Genomic DNA, 21,767 nt, shown 5'->3' with positions numbered 1-21,767 from the left:
AAAAACTGAGGCATTGTGAGAACCATGGCCACTGACAATCAACTTCCGACCGAGGTGAAGAGTTCGGGGATCGCCAAGAAGGCGATCGTGTTCGCCGCAGTTGCCACGATCGCGGTGATTGCGTACACGCAGTTCGGAGACCTGCTCAGTATTGAGAACCTCGCCACACGGGAGACGCAGCTACGCGCCTTCCAAGCCGATCACCCGGTGATGGTCTATGGAGCCGCGTTTCTCGTTTACGTCGTCGCGACTGGGCTTTCGCTCCCCGGCGCCGCCGTTTTGACACTCGTATACGGGTGGTACTTCGGGCTCCTTCGCGGCATTGTGCTGGTGAGCTTTGCTTCGACTGCGGGGGCAACGGTTGCGTTTTTGCTGAGTCGGTTTTTGTTTCGAGATTCGATTCAGGCTCGCTTCGGCCAGCGGTTGGCAAGTTTCAATGAGGCACTGGAAAGAGAAGGTGCCTTCTTTCTCTTCACCATGCGGCTCATCCCGGCCGTGCCTTTCTTTGTCATCAACGCCGTGATGGGGCTGACTCCCATCCGAACGGCAACGTTTTGGTGGGTCAGCCAGTTAGGCATGTTTGCGGGGACTCTCGTCTACGTCTACGCCGGTTCCAGCGTCCCGGACTTGCAAACGCTGGCCGATAAGGGCATCGGCGCCGTTTTTAGTCCCGTTCAATTGACTCAAATTGTGATCGCATTCGTGCTCCTCGGTGTCTTTCCTTTGATTGTTCGGTTTGCGATGAAGTACCTGAAGCGGACGAACCCTGCGACCGTCGACGCTCCCAGCGATGACGCGAACTCATAATTGCTTTCATTCCTTTACTCGACAGTTCAAAACTCAACGGCACCAACAAGGAAGAAAATCATGGATCTTGCCAACTCAGATCACAGCTCATCCACCTCGGATCTCATCCAGTTACAGCCTCGCGACGAACACAACGAGTCTCTCGAGGCGAACGTTCATCCGCCGAATTGGCAGAATCCGAAGCCTAGCAAGCCCTATCACCTGGTCGTCATTGGCGCCGGCACGGCTGGGTTGGTAACCGCCGCCGGTGCCGCGGGACTCGGTGCTCGCGTCGCTCTGATTGAACGCGACCTGATGGGCGGCGATTGCCTGAACGTCGGGTGTGTCCCGTCCAAAAGTATCATCAGCTCCGCTCGCGTCGCCGCGACGATCAAAAATGCGAGCGATTTCTCGGTTCATATCCCCGCTGGCATGCAGGTTGATTTTGCAGGTGTGATGCAACGGATGCGAAAACTGCGGGCACAGATCAGCGACAATGATTCGGCCGCTCGTTTCAGCAACCTTGGTGTTGATGTTTACTTTGGGCAATCGAAATTCATCGACTCCGAAACGATCGAGGTTGACGGAACCGCGTTGAAGTTCAAACGAGCAGTGATCGCGACCGGGGCAAGAGCAGCGGCACCACCGATCAAGGGACTCAACGGGGTCGACTATTTGACCAACGAGTCCGTGTTCTCTTTAACGGAGATCCCTAAACGTTTGGGGATCATTGGTGCAGGACCGATTGGATGCGAGATGGCACAGTCATTCGCCTCGCTCGGCTCGGAAGTATTCTTGGTCGAATCTGAACACGGCATCCTGACGAAAGAGGATCGTGACGCCGCCGACATCGTTCACAAGTCGATCACCAAGGCAGGTGTCAAGTTGCTCTGTTGCGGGCAAAACCTGGAGATCAAGAACGATGCCGGTATTCGGCTGACCGTTGATTCGCACGGCAAGAGCTATGACGAGCCCATCGATCAATTATTGGTCGCCGTGGGTCGGGCGCCGAATGTCGAGCATTTGAACCTGGACGCTGTCCACGTCGACTTCGACAAGAAAGGTGTGAAGGTCAACGATTACATGCAAACGACCAACCCGCGTATTTACGCTGCCGGCGACATCTGTTCAAAGTACCAGTTCACGCACGCCGCCGACTTCATGGCCCGTATCGTGATACAGAACGCTCTATTTGCTGTCGGTCCGTTCGGCAAGAAAAAGATGAGTGACTTGGTCATCCCTTGGGCGACCTACACCTCACCCGAGATTGCACATGTCGGCATGTATGAGGAAGATGCGAAGCAGGCGGGCATTGAGATCGACACCTACGTGCAGCATCTCAGCGACGTGGACCGCGCGATCTTGGAGGGGCAGGACGAAGGGTTCGTGAAGGTCCACACCAAGAAAGGCACCGATACGATCATCGGCGCGACAATTGTCGCGGAGAACGCGGGCGACATGATCTCCGAAATCACCGTCGCCATGACGGGCGGTTTGGGGCTGGGTAAAATTGCTGGTACGATTCACCCCTATCCAACGCAAGCCGATGCCATTCGCAAGCTAGGCGATCAGTTCAACCGCACAAGGCTGACGCCGTTTAGCAAACGGGTGCTCGGGATACTGAGGCGACTGAATGTTGGAAGCTGAGTTTTTTTGTAAGGAACTGCAACGCCGCGCGTCCTCTCGGACAGACACCGCCGATTTGGAACAGGCGCGGTCGTCACTCGTCACCCAATGGAAATCGGTTTCATGAGACCAATGACAATCCCCGAGACTCAGCCAACCGAAGCCTCGGTCTATCAGCGTTACGCGGCGGCTGCCGGCGCTGTCGAACCCGCACTGTGTTGCCCGGTGCAGTATTCCGCCGAATTGCTTGACGTCATTCCCGCAGAGATCATTGAGAAGGACTACGGCTGCGGCGACCCCACGCCCTTCGTTCGCGCGGGCGAGACGGTGCTGGATCTAGGTAGCGGCGGAGGCAAGCTGTGTTTCATCGCCGCCCAAGTCGTCGGCCCTGAAGGCCATGTGATCGGGGTTGACTGCAATCGTGAAATGCTCCATTTGGCCCGCAAACACGCGCCGACGGTGGCTGAGCGTCTCGGCTATTCGAATGTCGATTTTCGATACGGACTGATTCAAGACCTGAAGCTCGACTTAGATCAACTCGCTGGCGATTTATCAAAGCACCCCGTCAACGACGCTGCCGGGTATCTCGCACTTCGCCAAGTCGAAGAACGCTTGCGTGACGACCAACCGCTCGTTGCTGATGATTCTGTCGATTGTGTTCTTTCGAATTGTGTGTTGAATCTTGTCAGGCAGCAGGATCGCCGACAACTGTTTGCCGAAATCTTTCGCGTCTTGAGACGCGGCGGGCGAGCTGCGATCAGCGATATCGTCAGTGACGAATCGGTGCCCGAACGATTGCAGCAAGACCCCAGCCTTTGGTCGGGTTGCATTACCGGTGCGTTCCGCGAAGACGAATTTTTGAAGGCGTTCGAGGAAGCTGGTTTTCATGGTATCGAGCTGGTCAAGCGAGAGAGCAAACCATGGCGAACCGTCGAAGGGATCGAGTTTCGGTCTGTTACCATTGTCGCCTACAAGGGGAAGCAAGGCCCGTGCCTGGAACGCAATCAAGCGGTCGTGTATCGAGGGCCGTTCCAGAAAGTTCAAGACGATGATGGACATACCTATCGCCGTGGTGAGCGGATGGCCGTCTGCGATAAAACATTTCATCTGCTTCAAGCGGCTCCCTATTCAGGACTGTTCGACGCGATCGAACCCCATGAAGATGTTCCGCTCGAAGAGGCTCAGCCATTCAATTGCCGGCGACATGCAAAGCGTGATCCACGCGAAACGAAAGGCCTAGAGTATCACGCAACAACAGAACACCCGGCCGATGGTTGTGGCGACGCCGCGTGCTGCTAGCGAGCGAGTGGGAATTCAATCACCGAACGCTCTACGGTCGACCATTCCGACCGCGGAGCGTTCGGCCACTTGTTTTCCGCTCGTTCCTTAGACAGTAATTCTCTCTCGTTCCTAACACCGTCGTCACCTTTGATAAACCGGTGGCCCCACCAGACTCTCCACGCTTTAACAAGCGTGGCTACACAACTCTCTACGCTTTGGCAAGCGTGGCTACACAAAGGAATCCCCATGCAACTCAGCTTACTTCGACAAAATGCGGAACTGGCCAATGCCGCCGTGCAGCGAAATATCTTGGAACGTGAGTTAGATCCAAGACAACAGCCTTACTTTGACCAGAAGCTGCGAGACAGCGGGGGCGTTCCCTTGCAAGCCACGGGCATCGAGGTATTGCAAATCAACGTCGGTAAAGTGTGCAATCAGACTTGCACGCATTGTCATGTTGATGCCGGCCCCGATCGACGTGAGAGTATGTCGCGGGAAATCGCTGAAGCTGTCATCGACGTGCTAGGCCGAACCGATATCCCGACGTTCGACATCACGGGCGGTGCGCCGGAAATGAATCCCCATTTCCGCTGGCTGGTCGAGCAAGCCAGTCGGCTGGGACGCCGCGTAATCGATCGCTGCAACTTGACGATCCTGATGGCCAATGGTTTTAAGGACCTACCTGAATTCCTGGCCGAGCATAACGTCGAAGTTGTTGCTTCCTTGCCGTGCTATCTGGAAGAAAATTGCGACAGTCAGCGTGGTGACGGCGTATTCCGGCGATCCATCGACGCGTTGAAACGTCTGAACGCACTCGGCTACGGCCTGCCAGGATCCGGCCGCAAACTGTCGCTTGTCTACAACCCGATCGGTCTCTCGTTGCCACCACAGCAAGAAGAGCTCGAAGCGACGTACCGTCGCGAGCTGAAGTCTCGCTATGACATCGAGTTCTCTGAATTGCACACGATCACGAATTTGCCCATCAGCCGTTTTCTAGATGACCTGTTGCGAGAAGGCAAATTAGACGAGTACATGCAAACGTTGATCGACCATTTCAATCCTCTGACCGTCGAGGGCGTGATGTGTCGGACGATGTTGTCCGTCGATTGGCAAGGCCGGCTATTCGACTGCGATTTCAATCAGATGCTCAACATCGAGCTGGATAGCGAGATGCCACAACATATTGAAGCCTTCGACTTCGAGTTGCTATCCAGGCGGAAAATCATGACGGGACGCCATTGTTTTGGCTGCACGGCCGGATGCGGATCAAGTTGTCAGGGGGCCGTTATCAAGAGCATGCCGGAGGCAACATGCTAATTCTTGCAAGCGAGAATACGAGCGTTTGTTCGGGTTCCACGCGGCCCGAGATTGGCGTTTTTACACATCCGATTTAGTGATTTCGGTGTTTCGCCCTGCTTGGCCGCCACGCTCTTTGTGGGCTGATGATTGTTTGAACATGGGCTCGACGCGCAGTCTCGTGTGCGAGCTTGCGCTCGTTTGCCTCCGACCAGACGTGACCGCTGTCCTGCGATGGTTGGTCTGGGAAATTTAAGGCAAGTTTCTTTGTAAGGAAGCGGGAGGTGATACGTCATCCCTATCTCTCCATTGGGAAAAAATCCCAGTCCTATCCTTCCAATTGAAAAGCAAGAACCATGAGTCAAACACTCTCTCTCGCCGTTTCGGCTAAACTTCGCGGTTTCATGATTGCGACGATCGCATTGGCGTTTGCGTCGCATCTGGCGGCGCCGGCATCCGCTCAGTCAGGAACGCGGACCGCTCCACCTCGCAGCAGCGTGCCATCGGGAAGCGGAACGAAAAACGCGGCTGGCGTGACGTCACCGGGGAAGGATGTGGGGCTGCATGGCTACTGTCCAGTGTGCGTCGTCAAAATGGGCAAGTGGATCCGGGGCACTTCTCAGTTCTCTGCGAAACAAGACGGCAAAACCTACCTGTTCCCAAGCGAAGAACAAAAGCAGATGTTCTTGCAAAATCCTGCTCAGTACACGCCCGTGCTCGGCGGCGATTGCGTGGTGGCTTTGGTTGAGATGAACAAGCGGGTTCCCGGCAGCGTGCAGTACGCGGCTCTCCAGGATGGCCGTCTCTTTCTGTTCTCCAACGAAAAAGCAAAAGGCATGTTCGAAGCCAACCAGGCAAAGTACGCGAACGCCGATCTCGCACTGGGCGGTAAATGCTCCGTATGCCGAGTCGAGATGAACCAAGACGTCGACGGTACACCGCAATTCACGAGCATCTACAAGGGGTTGCGGTACCAGTTCCCCGGTGAAGACCAGCTAAAGATGTTCAATCAAAATCCTGCGAAATACGGCGTGCAAAAATAGCCGGATTCACGATGCTGATTAGGCAGGGCGAATCGCAAATGGGGCAGATCGGGGTTTCCGCTACTCATTTGCGATGGCCTTGACGGCCGCGATCACGTCGGATGGTTCCGCTCGATTTTTGTAGTCAGCATCGAGGAAAGCGTAGGTGATTTTGCCGGACTGATCGATCACATAGGTTACCGATAGTGGCAGTTGCAAGTCATCGTTCCCGTTGAACTCTTTTAGCCTGCCGCTATCGCGATACATCGGCGCGATGGGCGCGGGCAAGTCGAAAACGATCCCATACTTCTTCGCCAGTTTGAGATTGGCGTCATGCAGGGCGACGATGTTCAGGTCGTTCGCCTCGGCAGTTTCCTTGGCTTTCTCGGGTAGCTCGGGGGTCAGCACGACCAGCCTTGCCCCCGCGTTCTCAATTTCGTCGAGATGCTGCTGCATCGCCCGAAGCTGGATGCTGCAGTAGGGGCACCATCCACCACGATACCACATCAACACAACTGGGCCTTCGCCCCAGAGTTCGCTCAGGGTCACCGTGCTGCCTTTCCAGTCTTTCAGTTGCCCATCAACGGCCATGTCCCCGAGTTGCTTGGCCGATTTTTCGATGCCGGTGGCACGCACCAGGTCAATGCTTTTTTGGTACGCCGCCAGCCGCTCTGCTGGAGCGCGTTTGGCGCTCTGAGCAGCCTTTTCGGCGAGCTGTTGGGACAGAGTCGGTGAAGCATTTGGCTCTTGCGACATGGCGGAGGTGTTCAATGCGATCGAGGTGAAAATGCTGATCAGGGCGAGATGGATAGGACGGTTCACGTTGGATTCCGGGGTAGAGGGTGTCGGTGTCGGTTGATGGCAGGTTGCTGAGTCGCCGCAACGCGGCGTCGTGGCGTTCTCGAAATGGTGTCAGGTTCAACGAACCGAAAGGGGGGGGACTCGGACGTTTCTCAACGTCGCTTGAGCCTCTGCAACCGGCCACTCGAATTGGATCGTCTGTGTGTCCGAAGAGACACCAACCAATAAAATGGACATTTTGGGGATGTCTCCGCCTCCCTCATGCGGAGTGCCCATTGTACTCAATGTCACAGCAGCTGAGATGTGTGGTACAACGAACCAGGCAATGGCGGCACTTGGACCCTCAGGACAGTGGCCTTTGCCAATCGAGAAACATCGGGATCACCGAGAGATTACAAGGCGAAGATCGATCATGGGCACAGACACGAACCCGCAGGCGATTGCGAACATGAAGTCGGAGCAGCTTCCGATTCCGGATCATAAGCTGCATGGCTGGACTCACTTTCTCGGCCTCTACGCGGGCGAGCATGTGGCCGCGACGGAGTTCGTCATTGGCGCGACCTTCGTGGCACTGGGGGCGACGACGAAAGACATCCTCGTGGGGCTGCTGATCGGCAATGTGCTGGCGATTCTCAGTTGGACGTTGATCACGGCGCCGATCGCAGTTCAGACTCGACTGAGCCTCTACACGTATTTGCACAAGATCGCTGGCGACTCGATGACCAGTCTCTACAACTGGGCGAACGTGCTGATCTTCACCGTCATCTCGGCAGCGATGATCACCGTCTCCTGTTCAGCGGTGCGATTGTTGTTTGGGATACCGGCACAGTTGCAATGGTATCCCACCAATGGATTGTTCGTGCTGGTTGTCCTGGCCGTGGGCATGATCGTGGTGCTGGTCGCGATGTATGGCTTCAGCGCAGTCGCCGAATTCTCGAGTATCTGCGGCCCGTGGCTGGTGGTCATGTTTACCAGCGGTGCCTTGGTGATGTTTCCGGCACTGGCCGACGCGGTCCTTGGCCGGACATCGCTAACGGGCTTCGAAGACTTCATCACGATCGGAGATCACTCCATCTGGACAGGAATGAACAGCCAAGGAGAGCCTGGGATCGGTCTGCTGGAAGTGATTGGCTTTGCGTGGGCAGCCAATACGATCACGCACTTTGGTTTGATCGACATGGCATTGCTGCGGTATGCGAAACGATCCATCTATGGGCTGTGTAGCAGTGCGGGAATGTTGTTCGGGCATTATATCGCGTGGATTTCGGCAGGGATTATGGGTGCGGGGACGGCAGTGCTGCTGAAATCCTCGATCGTTGAGCTTGATCCGGGCGACGTTGCCTATCGCGCCTTGGGGCTGTCCGGATATGTGATCGTCATCATCGCAGGCTGGACGACGGCAAATGCAAATCTCTATCGAGCAGGGTTAGCAGCCCAGGCGATTTTTCATAATTATTCTCGGCAGAAGGTCACGTTCACGGTGGGCTGTTTCACCGTCGTCATCGCGTGCTTCCCATTTGTGTTTGGTCAGATGCTGCCGTTGCTCACCTATGCAGGGCTGCTGGTCGTTCCGGTAGGCGCGATTGTGTTTGCCGAGCATGTGATCTTTCCACGCATCGGGTTCACCCGGTACTGGGCGAAGTATCGGAAATTGGCCCACAGCACGCCGGCCGTCGCATCCTGGGTCGTGGGCCTGATATTTGGGTTCGGGCTCAATGCATTGAACGTGATGTCGTTCTTCTATCTGTTTCTGCCGACGTGGGGCTTCACCATCGTGCTCTACACCATTCTTGCTAAAATGTATGGTGCCGCCGAGAAGTATCCAGCCGAAGAGGAGCAAGAGCGGGAGTTCAACGCAGCGGTCAAGAAATTTCAGACTCAGCAGGGGCTCGCGGAAGGGCATCCGGTCCAAGACCAGTCGATACTGACAAAGGTTTTGCAAGGCGTCGCCTGGACAAGTCTCGCGATCACGCTCGTGCTGGCTCTTATGACGATGTTCAGGAGCCCCAGTATGATCGTTTATGAGAGCAATGCTGCGATCTTCTACACCTGGGCCTTCGTGTTCACGATCACCTATTTCGCCTCCGCGTATTGGGTTCTCCACCGCAAAAAGGCATTGAATTTACATTGACGATGCATCCTGAGCGGGTCACCTGTCGCCCCCTGCACTACGGCAAAACCATCGAGAAATTCTATGAAATCAACACTTCATCTCAACGAGCAAAACCTGACGCGAGTTTCTGGCGAGATCGCTTGTCCGGACTACGAACGAAGTCGCATGAAGGCGGGGATTGTGCACGTCGGGGTGGGCGGCTTTTTTCGTTCGCATGAAGCTTTCTACACCGATGAACTGATGAAGACCAAAGATGTTCCGGAGTGGGGTATCTGCGGCGTGGGCTTGCGAGAAGCGGATCGCAAGATGGCGGCCGTGCTGAAAAAGCAAGACTTCCTCTACACGCTCATCGCAAAACATCCGGACGGAACAATCAAGAACAGGGTGATCGGCTCGCTAGTTGATTTTCTGTTGGGTTGCGACGATCTGGAGGCGGTGATCAACGCGATGGCGAGCCCCGAGACAAGGATCGTTTCGCTCACGATCACCGAGGGAGGCTATAACGTGGCCCCTGACACGGGTGAGTTCGATTTCTCGAATCCCGACGCGCTGCACGACGTGGAGAATCCGTTGCGGCCGAGGTTGGTGTTCGGATACTTGACTGCGGCACTCCGGAAAAGGCGAGACCGTGGCCTCCCCGCGTTTACAGTTCAGTCATGCGACAATATTCAACACAACGGAAATCTGACCCGGAAGATGGTCCTTGGCTTCGCGCAGCGGCAGGATCCCGAACTGGCGAAGTGGATCGAGAGCGAGGTCGCCTTCCCGAACGCGATGGTCGATCGAATCACACCAGTGACTGCGGCAGCGGACATCAAGTATCTCGAAGACGGGTTCGGTTTGCATGATGAATGGCCGGTCACCTGTGAGCCCTTTTGCCAATGGGTGATCGAGGACAAGTTTTCCAATGGCAGACCTCAGTGGGAAGAGGTCGGCGCCCAGTTTGTTCCTGATGTCACACCATACGAAACCATGAAGCTCCGGCTGCTCAACGCAGGGCATTCCGTGCTGGGGATTCTAGGTGCCATGTTCGGACATCAAACCATTGATGGGTGCGTGTCTGATAAACTCTTTGCGACGTATCTGCGAGGATTCATGGATCGGGAGGTGACGCCCACGTTGGATGCCGTCGCAGGCATCGACTTGACTGCGTACAAGGACACCTTGATCGAACGTTTCGGGAATCCGAATATCAAAGACAATGTGGAGCGAATCTGCTTGCAGAGTTCCACGAAACTCCCAGTGTTCCTGATTCCAACAATTACGGAAAATCTTCGTCGCAATGGGAGCATTGAGTATGCGGCGCTGGTGATCGCCACGTGGTGTTTGTATAGCGACAAAGGCGTGGATCAACACGGCAAACAACTCGAAATTGTTGATGACATGAAGGATGTATTGCGCGAAGCAGCAAGCAAAACGAGTGAGGACAAACTATCATTCTTGAAGCTGAAGCCGGTGTTTGGTGACCTCGCCGCAAATGAACGGTTCGCGGAAGTGTATGTGCAGATGATAGACCAAGTGTACGGAGATGCCGATATCTCACTGCCCATGCGAACGATCATCGAGAGTCAAGGCTAACGACGCGTTCGTCTGATGGCGACGCATGGGGCTTGGAACGACGTGTTCAGTCCTTGTCGTTCGGTACTTGTCGTGGTGGTTTTCTTCTATATGTTGATCGGGAGTCGCTGGAGGATCGGGGTTGAGGGAATACTCGCCCGGTCGAATGGCTCGGCTCGTTTTACTCGCTGATTCGGATGAGAAACGAACGATATCGGAACGAACGGAAAATGACTGTCTGATATTGTGGCCGAACGCTCCGCGGTCGACGATTCCGACCGCGGAGCGTTCGGCCACTTGTTATTCGCTCGTTCCCTATTCAGTTCATGCTGCTCGCCACCAAAACCCCTGATTGGAACTGTTTGTGCATCCCCTGAGTGTAAAAAACGTGAAGATGATTTTGAGTCGTCCCGTCCTTTCTCGGACGCCGTTCTTGATGTTGTTTTTCGCAATCGCACTGTGTTTCTCTGCCGGCACCTGTCTCGCTAAGCCGCCTAATATTGTGTTCGTGCTCACCGACGACCAGGCTCCCTGGGCGATGGGGGCGGCCGTCAGCGGTGGTCAGTATGGTGGCGTTCCGCACGCAGTGACGCCGAACATGGATCGCCTGGCTCGTGAAGGGATGACGTTCACGAACTTCTTTTGCACCACGCCGGTGTGCAGCCCATCGCGAGCCTCCCTGGCGACGGGGCGGTACGCGAGCGAATGGGGGATTGACGATTTTATCCCCATGCCGGGGCACGTTCTCTTTGATTCGCAACACCAGGTGGCTCTTGATCCCGTTGCCGCGACGACGTTCGCTGAAGTCCTACAGTCTGCGGGCTATCACACGGGTTTGATTGGTAAATGGCATCTTGGGGACTGGACCTTTTCTGGTAACGAAAGGTTTCATCCCACGAATCATGGTTTTGACTACTTCATGGGGCTGTACTCTGGGGGCACGTCTCCCAGCGATCCCGTGATGGAGAAGGATGGGAAAGAGCAGCATTTCAAAGGGTTGACGACAGATATTCTCACCGACCATGCGATCAAGTTCATCGAAGAATCGCAACAACAGCTTGATCCCTTTTTGTTGTGTTTTCACACGCGCGCACCACACGGGCGTTGGTTGCCTGTGGCACCTGAGGACTGGGAGCCTTACGAGGAAATGGATCCCACGATCCCGAACCCCGATTATCCGGACTTGGATATCAAGCGGGTCAAGCGTGACATGCGGGAATATCTGGCCAGCACGAGTGGGGTTGATCGCAATCTCGGTCGCCTGCTCGATAAATTGGATGAGTTGGATATCGCGAATGACACCATCGTGATTTTCACCTCGGACCACGGGTACAACATGGGCCACAATGGGATTGTCCATAAGGGGAATGGTATTTGGGCAACACGAACCAAACCCCCCGGGGAAATGCATCATGGCACGCGAGTCATCTCGAACAAGTATCGGCCAAACCTATATGACCTGTCACTGAAGGTGCCCGCGATCATCCGTTGGCCCGGGGTCACCCAGGGGGGCGCCGTGACCGACAATACCGTGACCAGCCTAGACCTCTATCCGACACTCTTGTCGATGGCAAACGTGCCGCCCCCTGACGGGCTCGTTCTGCGTGGTCGCGATTTGACGAGCATGTTGGCTGGCCAGCCAATCGGCGAATGGGATCAAGATTACTTTGGCCAGTACAGCATGATTCACTACGCCGTCGCCACGATGCGATGCTATCGCACACCGCGTTACAAGCTAGTTCGTGACTTTCATAACACGGGTCGCGATGAGTTTTTTGATCTCAAGTCGGATCCAAATGAATCGATCAATCTCATCAATGACTCCGATCCCAAGATCCAGCAGGTCATCGAGCAACTCCAACGCAAGCTGCTTGCGAGGATGGAAGAGATTGATGATCCCGTGTTAAACCATCCCGCACCCTAACCACGTCTGTTCTCTATGCTGCGTTCACACTTTTTTATCTCAGGCCGAGAATTGCGTTGCTGTCCCTTTGACGATCTCTCGACGCTCCTGCTCGCCGTAGCGGTGGGCATTGCCACACTTGCTGGATCGAGCAGGGCTGAGGCGGGCGAGGACGCTGCGTCCCCGCGAATGAACGTCTTGTTCATTGCCGTCGACGATATGCGAGTGGAGCTTGGCTGCTATGGGTCGCCGATTGTTCAGTCACCGCATTTGGACGGATTGGCTCAGCGGAGTCTCGTCTTCGATCGTGCGTACTGCCAGCAATCGGTGTGCAACCCTTCTCGGGCCTCGGTGCTCACGGGCATGCGGCTGGACACGCTGGGGATCGCAGACTTGGAAACACATTTTCGGCAGCGGGATCCGAATATCGTCACGCTGCCGCAGTTGTTCAAGAACAACAGCTATCAAGCTCACGGCATTGGTAAAATATTCCATAACTTCCGACAAGATGCATTTCAAGGCGATCGAATGTCGTGGAGTGTGGATCAACAGTTGCACTACGGGAACCACAACAAGAATCCCGCAGAAGTGGAGGGATCGCTTGCTGCTGATCGAGCAGGCGTCGCCCGCGCCGAACGACGCGATGTACCTGACGACGCCTATTGGGATGGCCAGATTGCAGACCTTGCCGTCCAGCGACTACGTGAACTCCGTGACGAGCCGTTTTTCCTCGGTGTTGGTTTTTGGAAGCCGCATCTGCCCTTCAATGCACCGGCCAAATACTGGGATCAATATGATTTCAACCAAGTCGGTATGCCCGCCAACCCGCTGCCGCCCGAGGATGTGCCTGCATTGGCAATGCATGACGGCAGAGAGCTATTGCGCAGCTTCCCGGATGCTTTGACCGACGATCAAGTGCGCCGGCTTCGCCACGGTTATTACGCAGCAATCAGTTATGTCGACGCGCAGATCGGCAAGGTCTTGGACGAACTCGATCGCTTGGGGCTACGCGAATCCACGATTGTCGTGTTTTGGTCCGATCATGGGTTTCACTTGGGCGAACATGATCTGTGGTGCAAAACATCTAATTTCGAGCTGGACGCTCGCGTCCCGTTGATGATCTCAGTTCCCGGTAGTGCGAGCCAGTCGAAACGGACGGACGCCTTGGTTGAGTTGCTCGATATCTACCCGACGCTGGCAGATCTCTGTGGCCTGACGGCCCCGGGCGATCTGGAGGGAGTGAGTCTACGCCCCATTCTCAACGACACTCAGGCGACCATCCATGATGCAGTGCTAACTCAAAACCCACGTCCACCCTACGCTCAGAAGGGGCGCCCCTTTACCGAAATGGGATACTCCGTTCGTACTCCGCGGTACCGATATACACGGTGGCAAGCCCTCGCTTCGGGCAATGTTCTAGCGACGGAATTGTACGACCACGAAAATGATCCGATGGAAACGGTGAATTTGTCGGGCCGCGACGATCTCGCAGTTGTCGAGCGTGCCCTTGAGGAGAAACTCGATCGCCTCAGTCGCATCGAGTCATTTCGTGAGGCGAGTCAATGAGCATCTCTTACGGGCCTTTGGGGGGCGGAAATGACCGAACTGGACCTCTCGAATTGGAAGTAGCGAAATGAAATGCCCCGCCATGTTTGTGTTGCTCTTGCTTGCAGCGTTTTCGCAGCAGTCGATCGCGGCGACACCCAATATCGTTTTCATCTTGGTGGATGATTTGGGATGGTCGGACCTGGGCTGCTATGGGCACCCTTATCACCGCACGCCCAATATCGACGCGCTCGCAGCCCAAGGGATGAAATTCAGCGATGCGTATTCACCGGCGCCAATCTGCTCTGCCGCCCGGGCGAGTATCCTGACGGGCAAAACGGTGCCGCGTCTTGGTTTCGAGTTCGTCACCAAGTCCAAGCCCGGAAACCAGCGAATCGACGCGAGTGTTCCGCTGCAGACGCCACCGATCACGGTCAACTTGCCACTGGCCGAACGCACCATTGCTGAGCGGTTGCAAGACGAGAAATATCTCACTGCGTTTTTCGGGAAATGGCATGTCAGCAAACATTTCAACGGGCGCTATCTCGCCTGGGATCCTCAATACGGGCCGCTGAAGCAAGGATTTGAGGTTGCCGTCGAAGATTTTGGCGACCATCCCTACGCGTGGGGTAAGAAAAAGAGCCCGCCCCATTTGCCCGATGGGCAGTACCCGACTGATTCGCTCATTGATGCCGCTGCCGACTTCTTGCGAGAACCGCATGCACGTCCGTTCTTTGCAATGGCTTCGCTCTATCATGTCCATACACCGGTTAGGAATCGTTGTCGATGGTTAGTCGATCAGTACGACAGTCGAATACCAAGCGACGCCACCAACCGAAAACAACGGCTCGAATACGCTGCGTTCGTTGAGACCATGGACCATCATGTGGGCACGCTGCTCGACGCAATCGTATCTTCGGGAAAGGCTGACAACACATTAGTGGTGTTCATGTCCGACAACGGCGGCCATCCCGAGTTTTGCTCGAATGCTCCGCTGCGCGGCTCGAAATGGAATCTCTATGAAGGTGGAATTCGAGTTCCCTTGATCGCTCGCTGGCCCGGCGAGATCGTGCCTGGATCGGAGTGCAAGTTACCGGTTATCGGCTACGACCTGTTGCCCACTTTTGTTGAGCTCGCCGGTGGGCGAGCCGATGATGTCGATGGAGCCAGCTTCGCAGCTTCGTTCTCCAGTCCTGACGCCGAACTTCCTCGACCGTTAGTTTGGTCGTTTCCGTTTTACCATCCTGAAACGGGATATGCGGCGGCCTTGGACGAGATTGGGGTCGATGATTTCGCGGTTAGTAAAACGCGGCCGCAATCCGCTCTGCGTCGCGGGAACTACAAATTGCTGCAGTTCTACGAAGACGAACACGTTGAACTGTATGACCTGAGTACTGACATCTCCGAGCAGCATGACCTGAGTGGCGACTTGCCTCAGTTGGCGGAGGACTTAGCGACGCAACTTCGAACGACCCTTGCTCAGATGAACGCTCGTCTTGCTACACCCAAAAAATAGGTGCGGCAGGAGAGGGGATTTACAGATTGAAGCCGTTCCAATTCTTGGAGCGACAAGACGCAATCGGCCGGTACTTTTTTTACGGCAAGTACCCTCGGATTCCTGACCACGCACTCGCTCTCATCCATCGACTCCAAACTAGATTGCCATGAAAAAAGAATCCTGTTCGAACGTGGTGTTCATCGCCAGCGTCTTGCTGACATTCAGCGTTTTGGTCGCGAAGACGGAGGCCGCATCAGCCACCCGGCCAAACCTTATTTTGATTTTGGCCGATGATCTGGGGCATGGCGATTTGTCGTGCCATGGAAGTGCGGAAGTGCAGACACCGAATTTGGATCGGCTGGCCTCTGAAGGGGTGATGATGACACGCATGCGAGCGAACTGCACGGTTTGCTCTCCCACGCGGGCGGCGATTCTGACGGGTAAATACGCCGACCGAGCTGGCGTGCCCGGCGTCATTCGCACCACCCCCGAAAATTCCTGGGGGTACTTGGATCCCGATTCGCCAACCCTGGCGAACCGACTCTCCGGCGCAGGCTATCACACTGCGATCGTTGGAAAATGGCACCTTGGGCTGGACGCTCCCAATACGCCGCTCGAGCGTGGCTTCGATCACTTTCACGGGTTTCTCGGCGACATGATGGATGACTACTACACCCATCGCCGACGAGGTTTCAACTACATGCGGCTCGATCAAGAAACGATCGATCCGCCTGGCCATGCAACGGAATTGTTCACTCAATGGTCGATCGACTATCTTTCCGAACGGTCGAAAACGCCTGGGCAACCCTTCTTTTTATACCTCCCCTATAATGCGCCACACTTCCCAATCCAACCACCGGAGCGATGGGAGGCCCAGGTCCGCCAACGGCTACCGAATCTGAGTGACGCACGCGTTAAGAATGTTGCGTTTGTAGAACATCTCGACGATGAAATCGGCAAACTATTGCGACATCTTGACGAACTTGGCCTTCGCCAGAATACCGTGGTCGCCTTCACCTCGGACAACGGAGGATCGCTGGCACATGCTCAGAATAACGATCCCTGGCGCGATGGCAAACAGAGTCACTACGATGGTGGTTTGCGGGTTCCTTGTTTCATTCGTTATCCGCAGGAAATCGACGCAGGATCAAAAAGCGACAGCCCAATGCTGACCTTCGATCTCGCGGCCACGTTCATGGCTTATGCCGGTCTCGAAACCCCTGACAGTTTTGATGCAATTGACATGCGTGATGCAATTGCTGGCAGAGAAAGCACGACCGAGCGGGAGCTTTACTTTGTGCGCCGCGAAGGTGGCCCTGCATATGGCGGCAAAGCATATCATGCGATCATCGATGGCAAATGGAAGCTCATGCAGAATGATCCTTATTCGCCACTGCAGCTATACGATCTGGAACGCGATCCCGGCGAGCAAAATGACTTGGCTAGCGAAAAGAAGCAAATCGTTCGAAACTTGCAAGCCAAAATCAGCCGACATATCCAACGAGGGGGCGCGACCGCTTGGCAGTCTCGCTCACCACGATAGAGCGTCGAGCGGCCTTATGGTTTAGGAGCGCGTGAACAACAAGTGACGAATCCTCCCGTTGCTACCGTCGCCAGACGATGGGATCCCATGCTCGGGCGAGCGTACCCACATCCGTTTTTCTTCACGCGATGGTTAGGGATGAGCGGAGACTAAGTGTCCGATCGCTCCGCGAGCGGAGAGGGGCGACCGCGGGACGCTCGACCTTCATCTATGAACAAATCGAATCCGGGACATGAGCATGGCAACACAGATGAAATCAATAATGTACGATGGGAGTCGCTTCGTTTTTGTCGTCGCAACTTGGCTTCTGCTGGGGGTTTCGAGTGTCGTTGTGGCCGACACCCCCGCTGCGAAGACGGTCGATTCCCCGGTTCCCGGTACGGTGATTGCGCATCGCCCTGCATCAACGGGCATCTTCATCGGATCGCCGAGTATCGCGATTCTTCCCAACGGGGATTATGTTGCCTGCCATGATCAGTTTGGTGAGGCAGCCAAAGAGAAGGGGCAGTTTGGCGTGGTCCAGGTATATCGGTCAAATGATCGCGGAGAGACGTGGAAACAAATCTCGACTGTCAAAAATGCGCACTGGTGCAACCTGTTCGTTCACCGAGGCTCTCTGTACTTGCTCGGTACCTACCCTCGCGACATCGTCATTCGTCGCAGTACTGATGGGGGCGTGACCTGGACCGACCCTATCGACCGCAAATCCGGACGGTTGACCCGTGAAGGAGCTTATCACACCGCTCCGACACCAGTGATCTTGCACGAAGGTCGTTTGGTGCGCGCATTTGAACAAAGCGAAGGACGCGGCTTCTCAGGCTTGAAGCCTTTCTTGCTGTCCGTTGCCGAAGACGCTGACTTGCTCAACGCTGACAACTGGTTCCACAGCGAGCCGTCTGTCCACGACCCAGCCTGGTTACCAAGCAACGAATTCCGCGGTTGGCTCGAAGGCAACGCGGTCGTCGACCCTGACGGGAAACTGGTCAATATGCTTCGCGTCCATACCTTCCTGGGCGCCGAGCGTGCTGCAATTCTGGCGTACGAAAGCTCGCAGGCCCCTCATCCCGAAAACGCCAAACCTGAGATCGTATTCATGCCCGGGGGCGCGAAAAAGTTCAGCGTCCGTCGGGATCCCGTCGGGAATCGTTATTGGTCCCTGGTCAACTGGGTTCCTAAGAACGACCAGCAACCTCATCCGGCCCGTTATCGAAATCGCCTGGCGCTGGTGTCGTCGGAGGACCTTCGAAATTGGAAAGTTCTTAAAACCATTGTTGCAGCTGACGATTCAGAGCTGATCGGATTTCAATACGCCGACTTCTTGTTTGATGGTGACGACATCGTTGCGGTCTCACGGACGGCATTCCCGGGTGAATCAGGCGATGCTGACAACTATCACAATGCGAACTTCATGACGTTCCATCGGATCAGCGACTTCCGGGGCATCTGATTATTGTTATGTCCCCCTTGGGGGCTCGAAGTTTGCTGGGCGCAGTCGCGTTCACTGCTTGCGCGGTCGCCCATCGCCGACAGTCCCCTTTTGGTCTCAAGGCAGTCCTCCGGGGAACGCTTCTGCGAAGCTGTCAGGGTGCAAGAGCCCACTCGCTTTCATTCATCCTACCTTGACATTTTGGCTTTTGTCTATAGACTATGGCTCTCCCATCACCAGCGATTCGACCAACGGAAACATAAGAGAAATTCCATGATCCGAGCCTTAACGATCGTCGTGTTATGCAGTATCTACACGGGCGCGTGCGCCCGGGGCGAAGAGCCCGACTGGAAACTCAAACCGCTTTCCTACAACCACCCTGGTCTTGAAGTCGATCTCGGCGTCGGACTGTGGGCTTGGCCCATGCCAATGGACTACGATAACGATGGCGACTTAGACTTGTTGGTCGGCTGTCCCGATAAGCCATCCAACGGTGTTTTCTTTTTTGAGAATACGAGCCAAGATCCGGAAATGAAGATGCCGGTTTTCAAGCCCGCGGTGAAGCTTGGCAACGCTTACCAGTACATGATGGTCAGCCATGTCGATGGGGAGCCGGTCATCATGCAGCCTGCCAAAGAGTACCGTCGTGACTCCAAAACAGGAAAGTTTGATTTTGGCAAACCGAAACGAATTTATGCAAGCGTGAAACCTGACCTTGAAGCGTTAGAGCGTACGCGTGGCAATATGTGGCGGTATGTCGACTATGACGGTGATGGTGACCAAGACATCGTCATTGGCCTTGGCAATTGGATGGATTTGGGCTGGGACCATGCCTATGATAATTCGGGGAAGTGGCGAAATGGGCCACTGCATGGCTACGTCTACTTAATCACAAACGAAGGCAGCGACGAGGACCCCAAGTTTTCGAAGACACAGCAACGACTGCATGCGGCAGGTGGTGCGATTGACGTGTACGGTTGGCCGTGCCCCAACTTTGCGGACTTCGACGGTGACGGTGACTTGGACCTGCTCTGTGGCGAATTTCTAGATGGTTTTACCTATTTTGAAAACATTGGCTCGCGTACGGTGCCTGAGTACGCGGCGGGTGAAAAGCTCACCGACCAGCTTGGCGATCCATTGCAGATGAATCTGCAAATGATCACGCCGACAGCCATCGACTGGGATGCCGACGGAGATATCGACTTGATCGTCGGAGATGAAGACGGTCGTGTTGCATTGGTTGAAAACACGGGACAGCTTCGTCAACGCGCCCCCGTTTTCAAAGCTCCACAGTACTTTCGTCAGCAAGCTGATACGTTGAAGTTTGGGGCACTGTCGACGCCTTACATTTACGACTGGGACAACGATGGCGATGAAGATATTGTGTGCGGCAACACGGCTGGATCGATCGCTGTTTTCGAGAATCTTGGAGACTCGGCGACAGGGCTTCCCAAATGGGCGGAGCCACAACTGTTGAACGTCCGCAAGGCTGACGGTTCCACCGAGCCGTTTCGCGTGATGGCGGGTGAAAGTGGTTCGATCCAAGGGCCGTGTGAGGCCAAGTGGGGCTACACGACGTTGTCGGTCGCGGATTGGGATGGTGATGGTGATGGTGACATCATTTATAACTCCATTCTCTCCCGTTTAGGGCTGCTGATCAACGAATCAGGAACGCTGGTGGAGCAAGAGTTCGACACCGGATTGAGTGAATCACCCCCACAGTGGTATTGGTGGCAAACCAAATCGAGTTCCGCGTTAACGCAATGGCGAACGACGCCGGTGGCGGTTGATTTTGATCACGACCAAGAGCTTGATCTGGTAATGCTCGATCAGGCGGGATACTTGACATTGCGACGATCAGGCGGGCCCGCCGAACGGATTTTTGTTGACGAGAACAATGAACCACTGCGATTGAATGCCGGCACCTGCGGTCGTTCGGGACGGGTGAAACTATCGGTGGTGGATTGGGACGGCGATTCGCGATTGGACCTGTTGGTCAATTCCGAAAATGCGACGTGGTATCGTAATTGCGAAGACCGCGATGGTAAGGTCGTCCTTAAGAAAGTTGGTAACTTGGCCCGACGAAATGTGGCGGGCCACACTTCCAGTCCTGCTGTTTGCGATTTCGACCGTGACGGCAAACCGGATCTGTTAGTCGGTAGCGAAAATGGGCGGATCTACCATATCGCTCACGACGATTGTGTCCAGTTCACTGCCGCTGAGATGACCGCAGAATCATCCAAGGCGAAGGCGGAAGAAAAGTTCCCCGGTTGGGTCAGCGACGAGTTTATTTACGAGAAATCCTCGTTTCCTCAGTGTCACGCATCGACCGTCTGTGAAACCAGTCGCGGGTTAGTCGCCGCTTGGTTTGGTGGGACTAAAGAAGGTAATGACGATGTCGGGATCTGGACGAGCTACCATGACGGATTGAATTGGTCGTCGCCCAATCGCGTTGCCGACGGAGTTCAACACGATGGTCTCCGGTATCCATGTTGGAATCCCGTCCTTTATCAACCACCCGGTGATGCGCCGACTCTATTGTTCTTCAAGGTCGGACCCAATCCTCGCCAGTGGTGGGGTGAGGTAATGGTTAGCTACGATCGCGGACGAACATTTGTCGATCGTCAGCGTCTGCCAGAAGAGATTGCGGGCCCAATCCGCTGTAAGCCAATCTTGTTGTCCGACGGAAAGACGCTGTTGTGCGGGTCGTCAACAGAGCATGATGGATGGCGCATCCACTTCGAAGAGAATCAGTTGTTGGATGGCGAGATGAGCGATCGCTGGAAACGCACCGGACCAATCAATGACGCGAGTACTTTTAACGCAATCCAGCCGACTTTCTTGGAGCATGCCGATGGTCGACTGCAGGTGCTTTGCCGAACTCAAGAAGGGGTGGTCGCGACGAGCGAATCGACGGATCAAGGAAAAACGTGGTCGAAACTCGTTGCCACGGATTTGCCCAATCCGAATTCGGGCATCGATGCAGTGACCCTGGCCGATGGGCGTAGCCTGTTGGTATACAACGCCATCAAGTCGGGGCGAGGGGAACTGAATCTTGCGATTTCCGATGACGGATTGACTTGGGAGCAAGTTGCGGTGATTGAAAAAGAGGACGGCGCAGAGTTCAGTTATCCAGCGATGATTCAAGGCAGCGACGGGAAAATCCACTTGACATACACGTGGAATCGCAAGCGGATTAAACATGTCGTGGTTGATCCGAGTCAGCTGTAAGTACTGCTGGAAAGGGACGCCGACATCACGTGATTCACCGCATGTGCCCCACAGGCTGTTGATTGAGTCGAAGGTCGACCGGCAATGGTGAGCCGGATGCCGTCAGGCACCGGGCCACCCGGTCGCTCACGCGACTCGG

General features: G+C 55.2%; 14 protein-coding genes. 13 read left to right on the top strand and 1 reads right to left on the bottom strand.

The annotated features are described in order from the left end of the window. Positions 1-24 precede the first annotated feature (24 nt). The 5 genes from SH410x_RS26940 (at position 25) to SH410x_RS26920 (ending at position 6,032) form a co-directional block, all read left to right on the top strand. Positions 25-807: a TVP38/TMEM64 family protein gene (locus SH410x_RS26940; RefSeq protein WP_473672483.1), complete on the top strand. Its 783-nt coding sequence runs from the start codon at positions 25-27 to the stop codon at positions 805-807. A gap of 60 nt (positions 808-867) precedes the next feature. Further along, positions 868-2,433 (top strand): mercuric reductase, encoded by a 1,566-nt coding sequence (locus SH410x_RS26935; protein ID WP_473672481.1) that lies wholly within the window; start codon positions 868-870, stop codon positions 2,431-2,433. Between the two features lie 102 nt (positions 2,434-2,535). Then, entirely contained in the window at positions 2,536-3,711 is a 1,176-nt protein-coding gene (locus SH410x_RS26930) for a methyltransferase domain-containing protein (protein WP_473672479.1), read from the top strand. A gap of 228 nt (positions 3,712-3,939) precedes the next feature. Then, positions 3,940-5,010, top strand: a complete 1,071-nt coding sequence (gene arsS, locus SH410x_RS26925; RefSeq protein WP_473672477.1) for an arsenosugar biosynthesis radical SAM (seleno)protein ArsS — start codon at positions 3,940-3,942, stop codon at positions 5,008-5,010. Between the two features lie 335 nt (positions 5,011-5,345). Next, positions 5,346-6,032 (top strand): hypothetical protein, encoded by a 687-nt coding sequence (locus SH410x_RS26920; RefSeq protein WP_473672475.1) that lies wholly within the window; start codon positions 5,346-5,348, stop codon positions 6,030-6,032. A gap of 60 nt (positions 6,033-6,092) precedes the next feature. Here the strand turns inward: SH410x_RS26920 and SH410x_RS26915 are convergent, their stop codons facing one another. Further along, positions 6,093-6,833 carry a peroxiredoxin-like family protein gene (locus SH410x_RS26915; protein ID WP_473672473.1) on the bottom strand — a complete coding sequence of 247 codons (741 nt, stop codon included), beginning with the start codon at positions 6,831-6,833 and terminating at the stop codon, positions 6,093-6,095. Positions 6,834-7,224: 391 nt separating this feature from the next. Here SH410x_RS26915 and SH410x_RS26910 point away from each other — a divergent pair, with 391 nt between their 5' ends. The 8 genes from SH410x_RS26910 to SH410x_RS26875 all read left to right on the top strand — a co-directional run bounded on the left by SH410x_RS26910 (position 7,225) and on the right by SH410x_RS26875 (position 21,628). After that, positions 7,225-8,943, top strand: coding sequence for a purine-cytosine permease family protein (locus SH410x_RS26910; protein ID WP_473672471.1), 1,719 nt, complete (start codon positions 7,225-7,227; stop codon positions 8,941-8,943). Positions 8,944-9,006: 63 nt separating this feature from the next. Then, positions 9,007-10,503 (top strand): mannitol dehydrogenase family protein, encoded by a 1,497-nt coding sequence (locus tag SH410x_RS26905; protein ID WP_473672469.1) that lies wholly within the window; start codon positions 9,007-9,009, stop codon positions 10,501-10,503. 373 nt (positions 10,504-10,876) lie between these two features. Further along, positions 10,877-12,406 (top strand): sulfatase family protein, encoded by a 1,530-nt coding sequence (locus SH410x_RS26900; protein WP_473677409.1) that lies wholly within the window; start codon positions 10,877-10,879, stop codon positions 12,404-12,406. A gap of 15 nt (positions 12,407-12,421) precedes the next feature. Then, complete coding sequence (locus tag SH410x_RS26895) at positions 12,422-13,951, top strand: sulfatase (RefSeq protein ID WP_473672467.1); 1,530 nt, start codon at positions 12,422-12,424, stop codon at positions 13,949-13,951. A gap of 67 nt (positions 13,952-14,018) precedes the next feature. Further along, positions 14,019-15,446: a sulfatase gene (locus SH410x_RS26890; protein ID WP_473672465.1), complete on the top strand. Its 1,428-nt coding sequence runs from the start codon at positions 14,019-14,021 to the stop codon at positions 15,444-15,446. A gap of 148 nt (positions 15,447-15,594) precedes the next feature. Beyond that, positions 15,595-16,971 carry a sulfatase family protein gene (locus tag SH410x_RS26885; protein ID WP_473672463.1) on the top strand — a complete coding sequence of 459 codons (1,377 nt, stop codon included), beginning with the start codon at positions 15,595-15,597 and terminating at the stop codon, positions 16,969-16,971. 250 nt (positions 16,972-17,221) lie between these two features. Then, positions 17,222-18,418: a sialidase family protein gene (locus SH410x_RS26880; RefSeq protein WP_473672461.1), complete on the top strand. Its 1,197-nt coding sequence runs from the start codon at positions 17,222-17,224 to the stop codon at positions 18,416-18,418. 252 nt (positions 18,419-18,670) lie between these two features. Beyond that, a complete protein-coding gene (locus SH410x_RS26875; RefSeq protein WP_473672459.1) occupies positions 18,671-21,628 on the top strand; it encodes an exo-alpha-sialidase in 2,958 nt (985 codons plus the stop codon). The last annotated feature ends 139 nt before the right edge of the window (positions 21,629-21,767 follow it).

It is taken from the genome of Rhodopirellula sp. SH410 (assembly GCF_055811895.1).
Note: the sequence above shows the minus strand (reverse complement) of the source record. Positions and strands in the feature narration are given on the sequence as shown.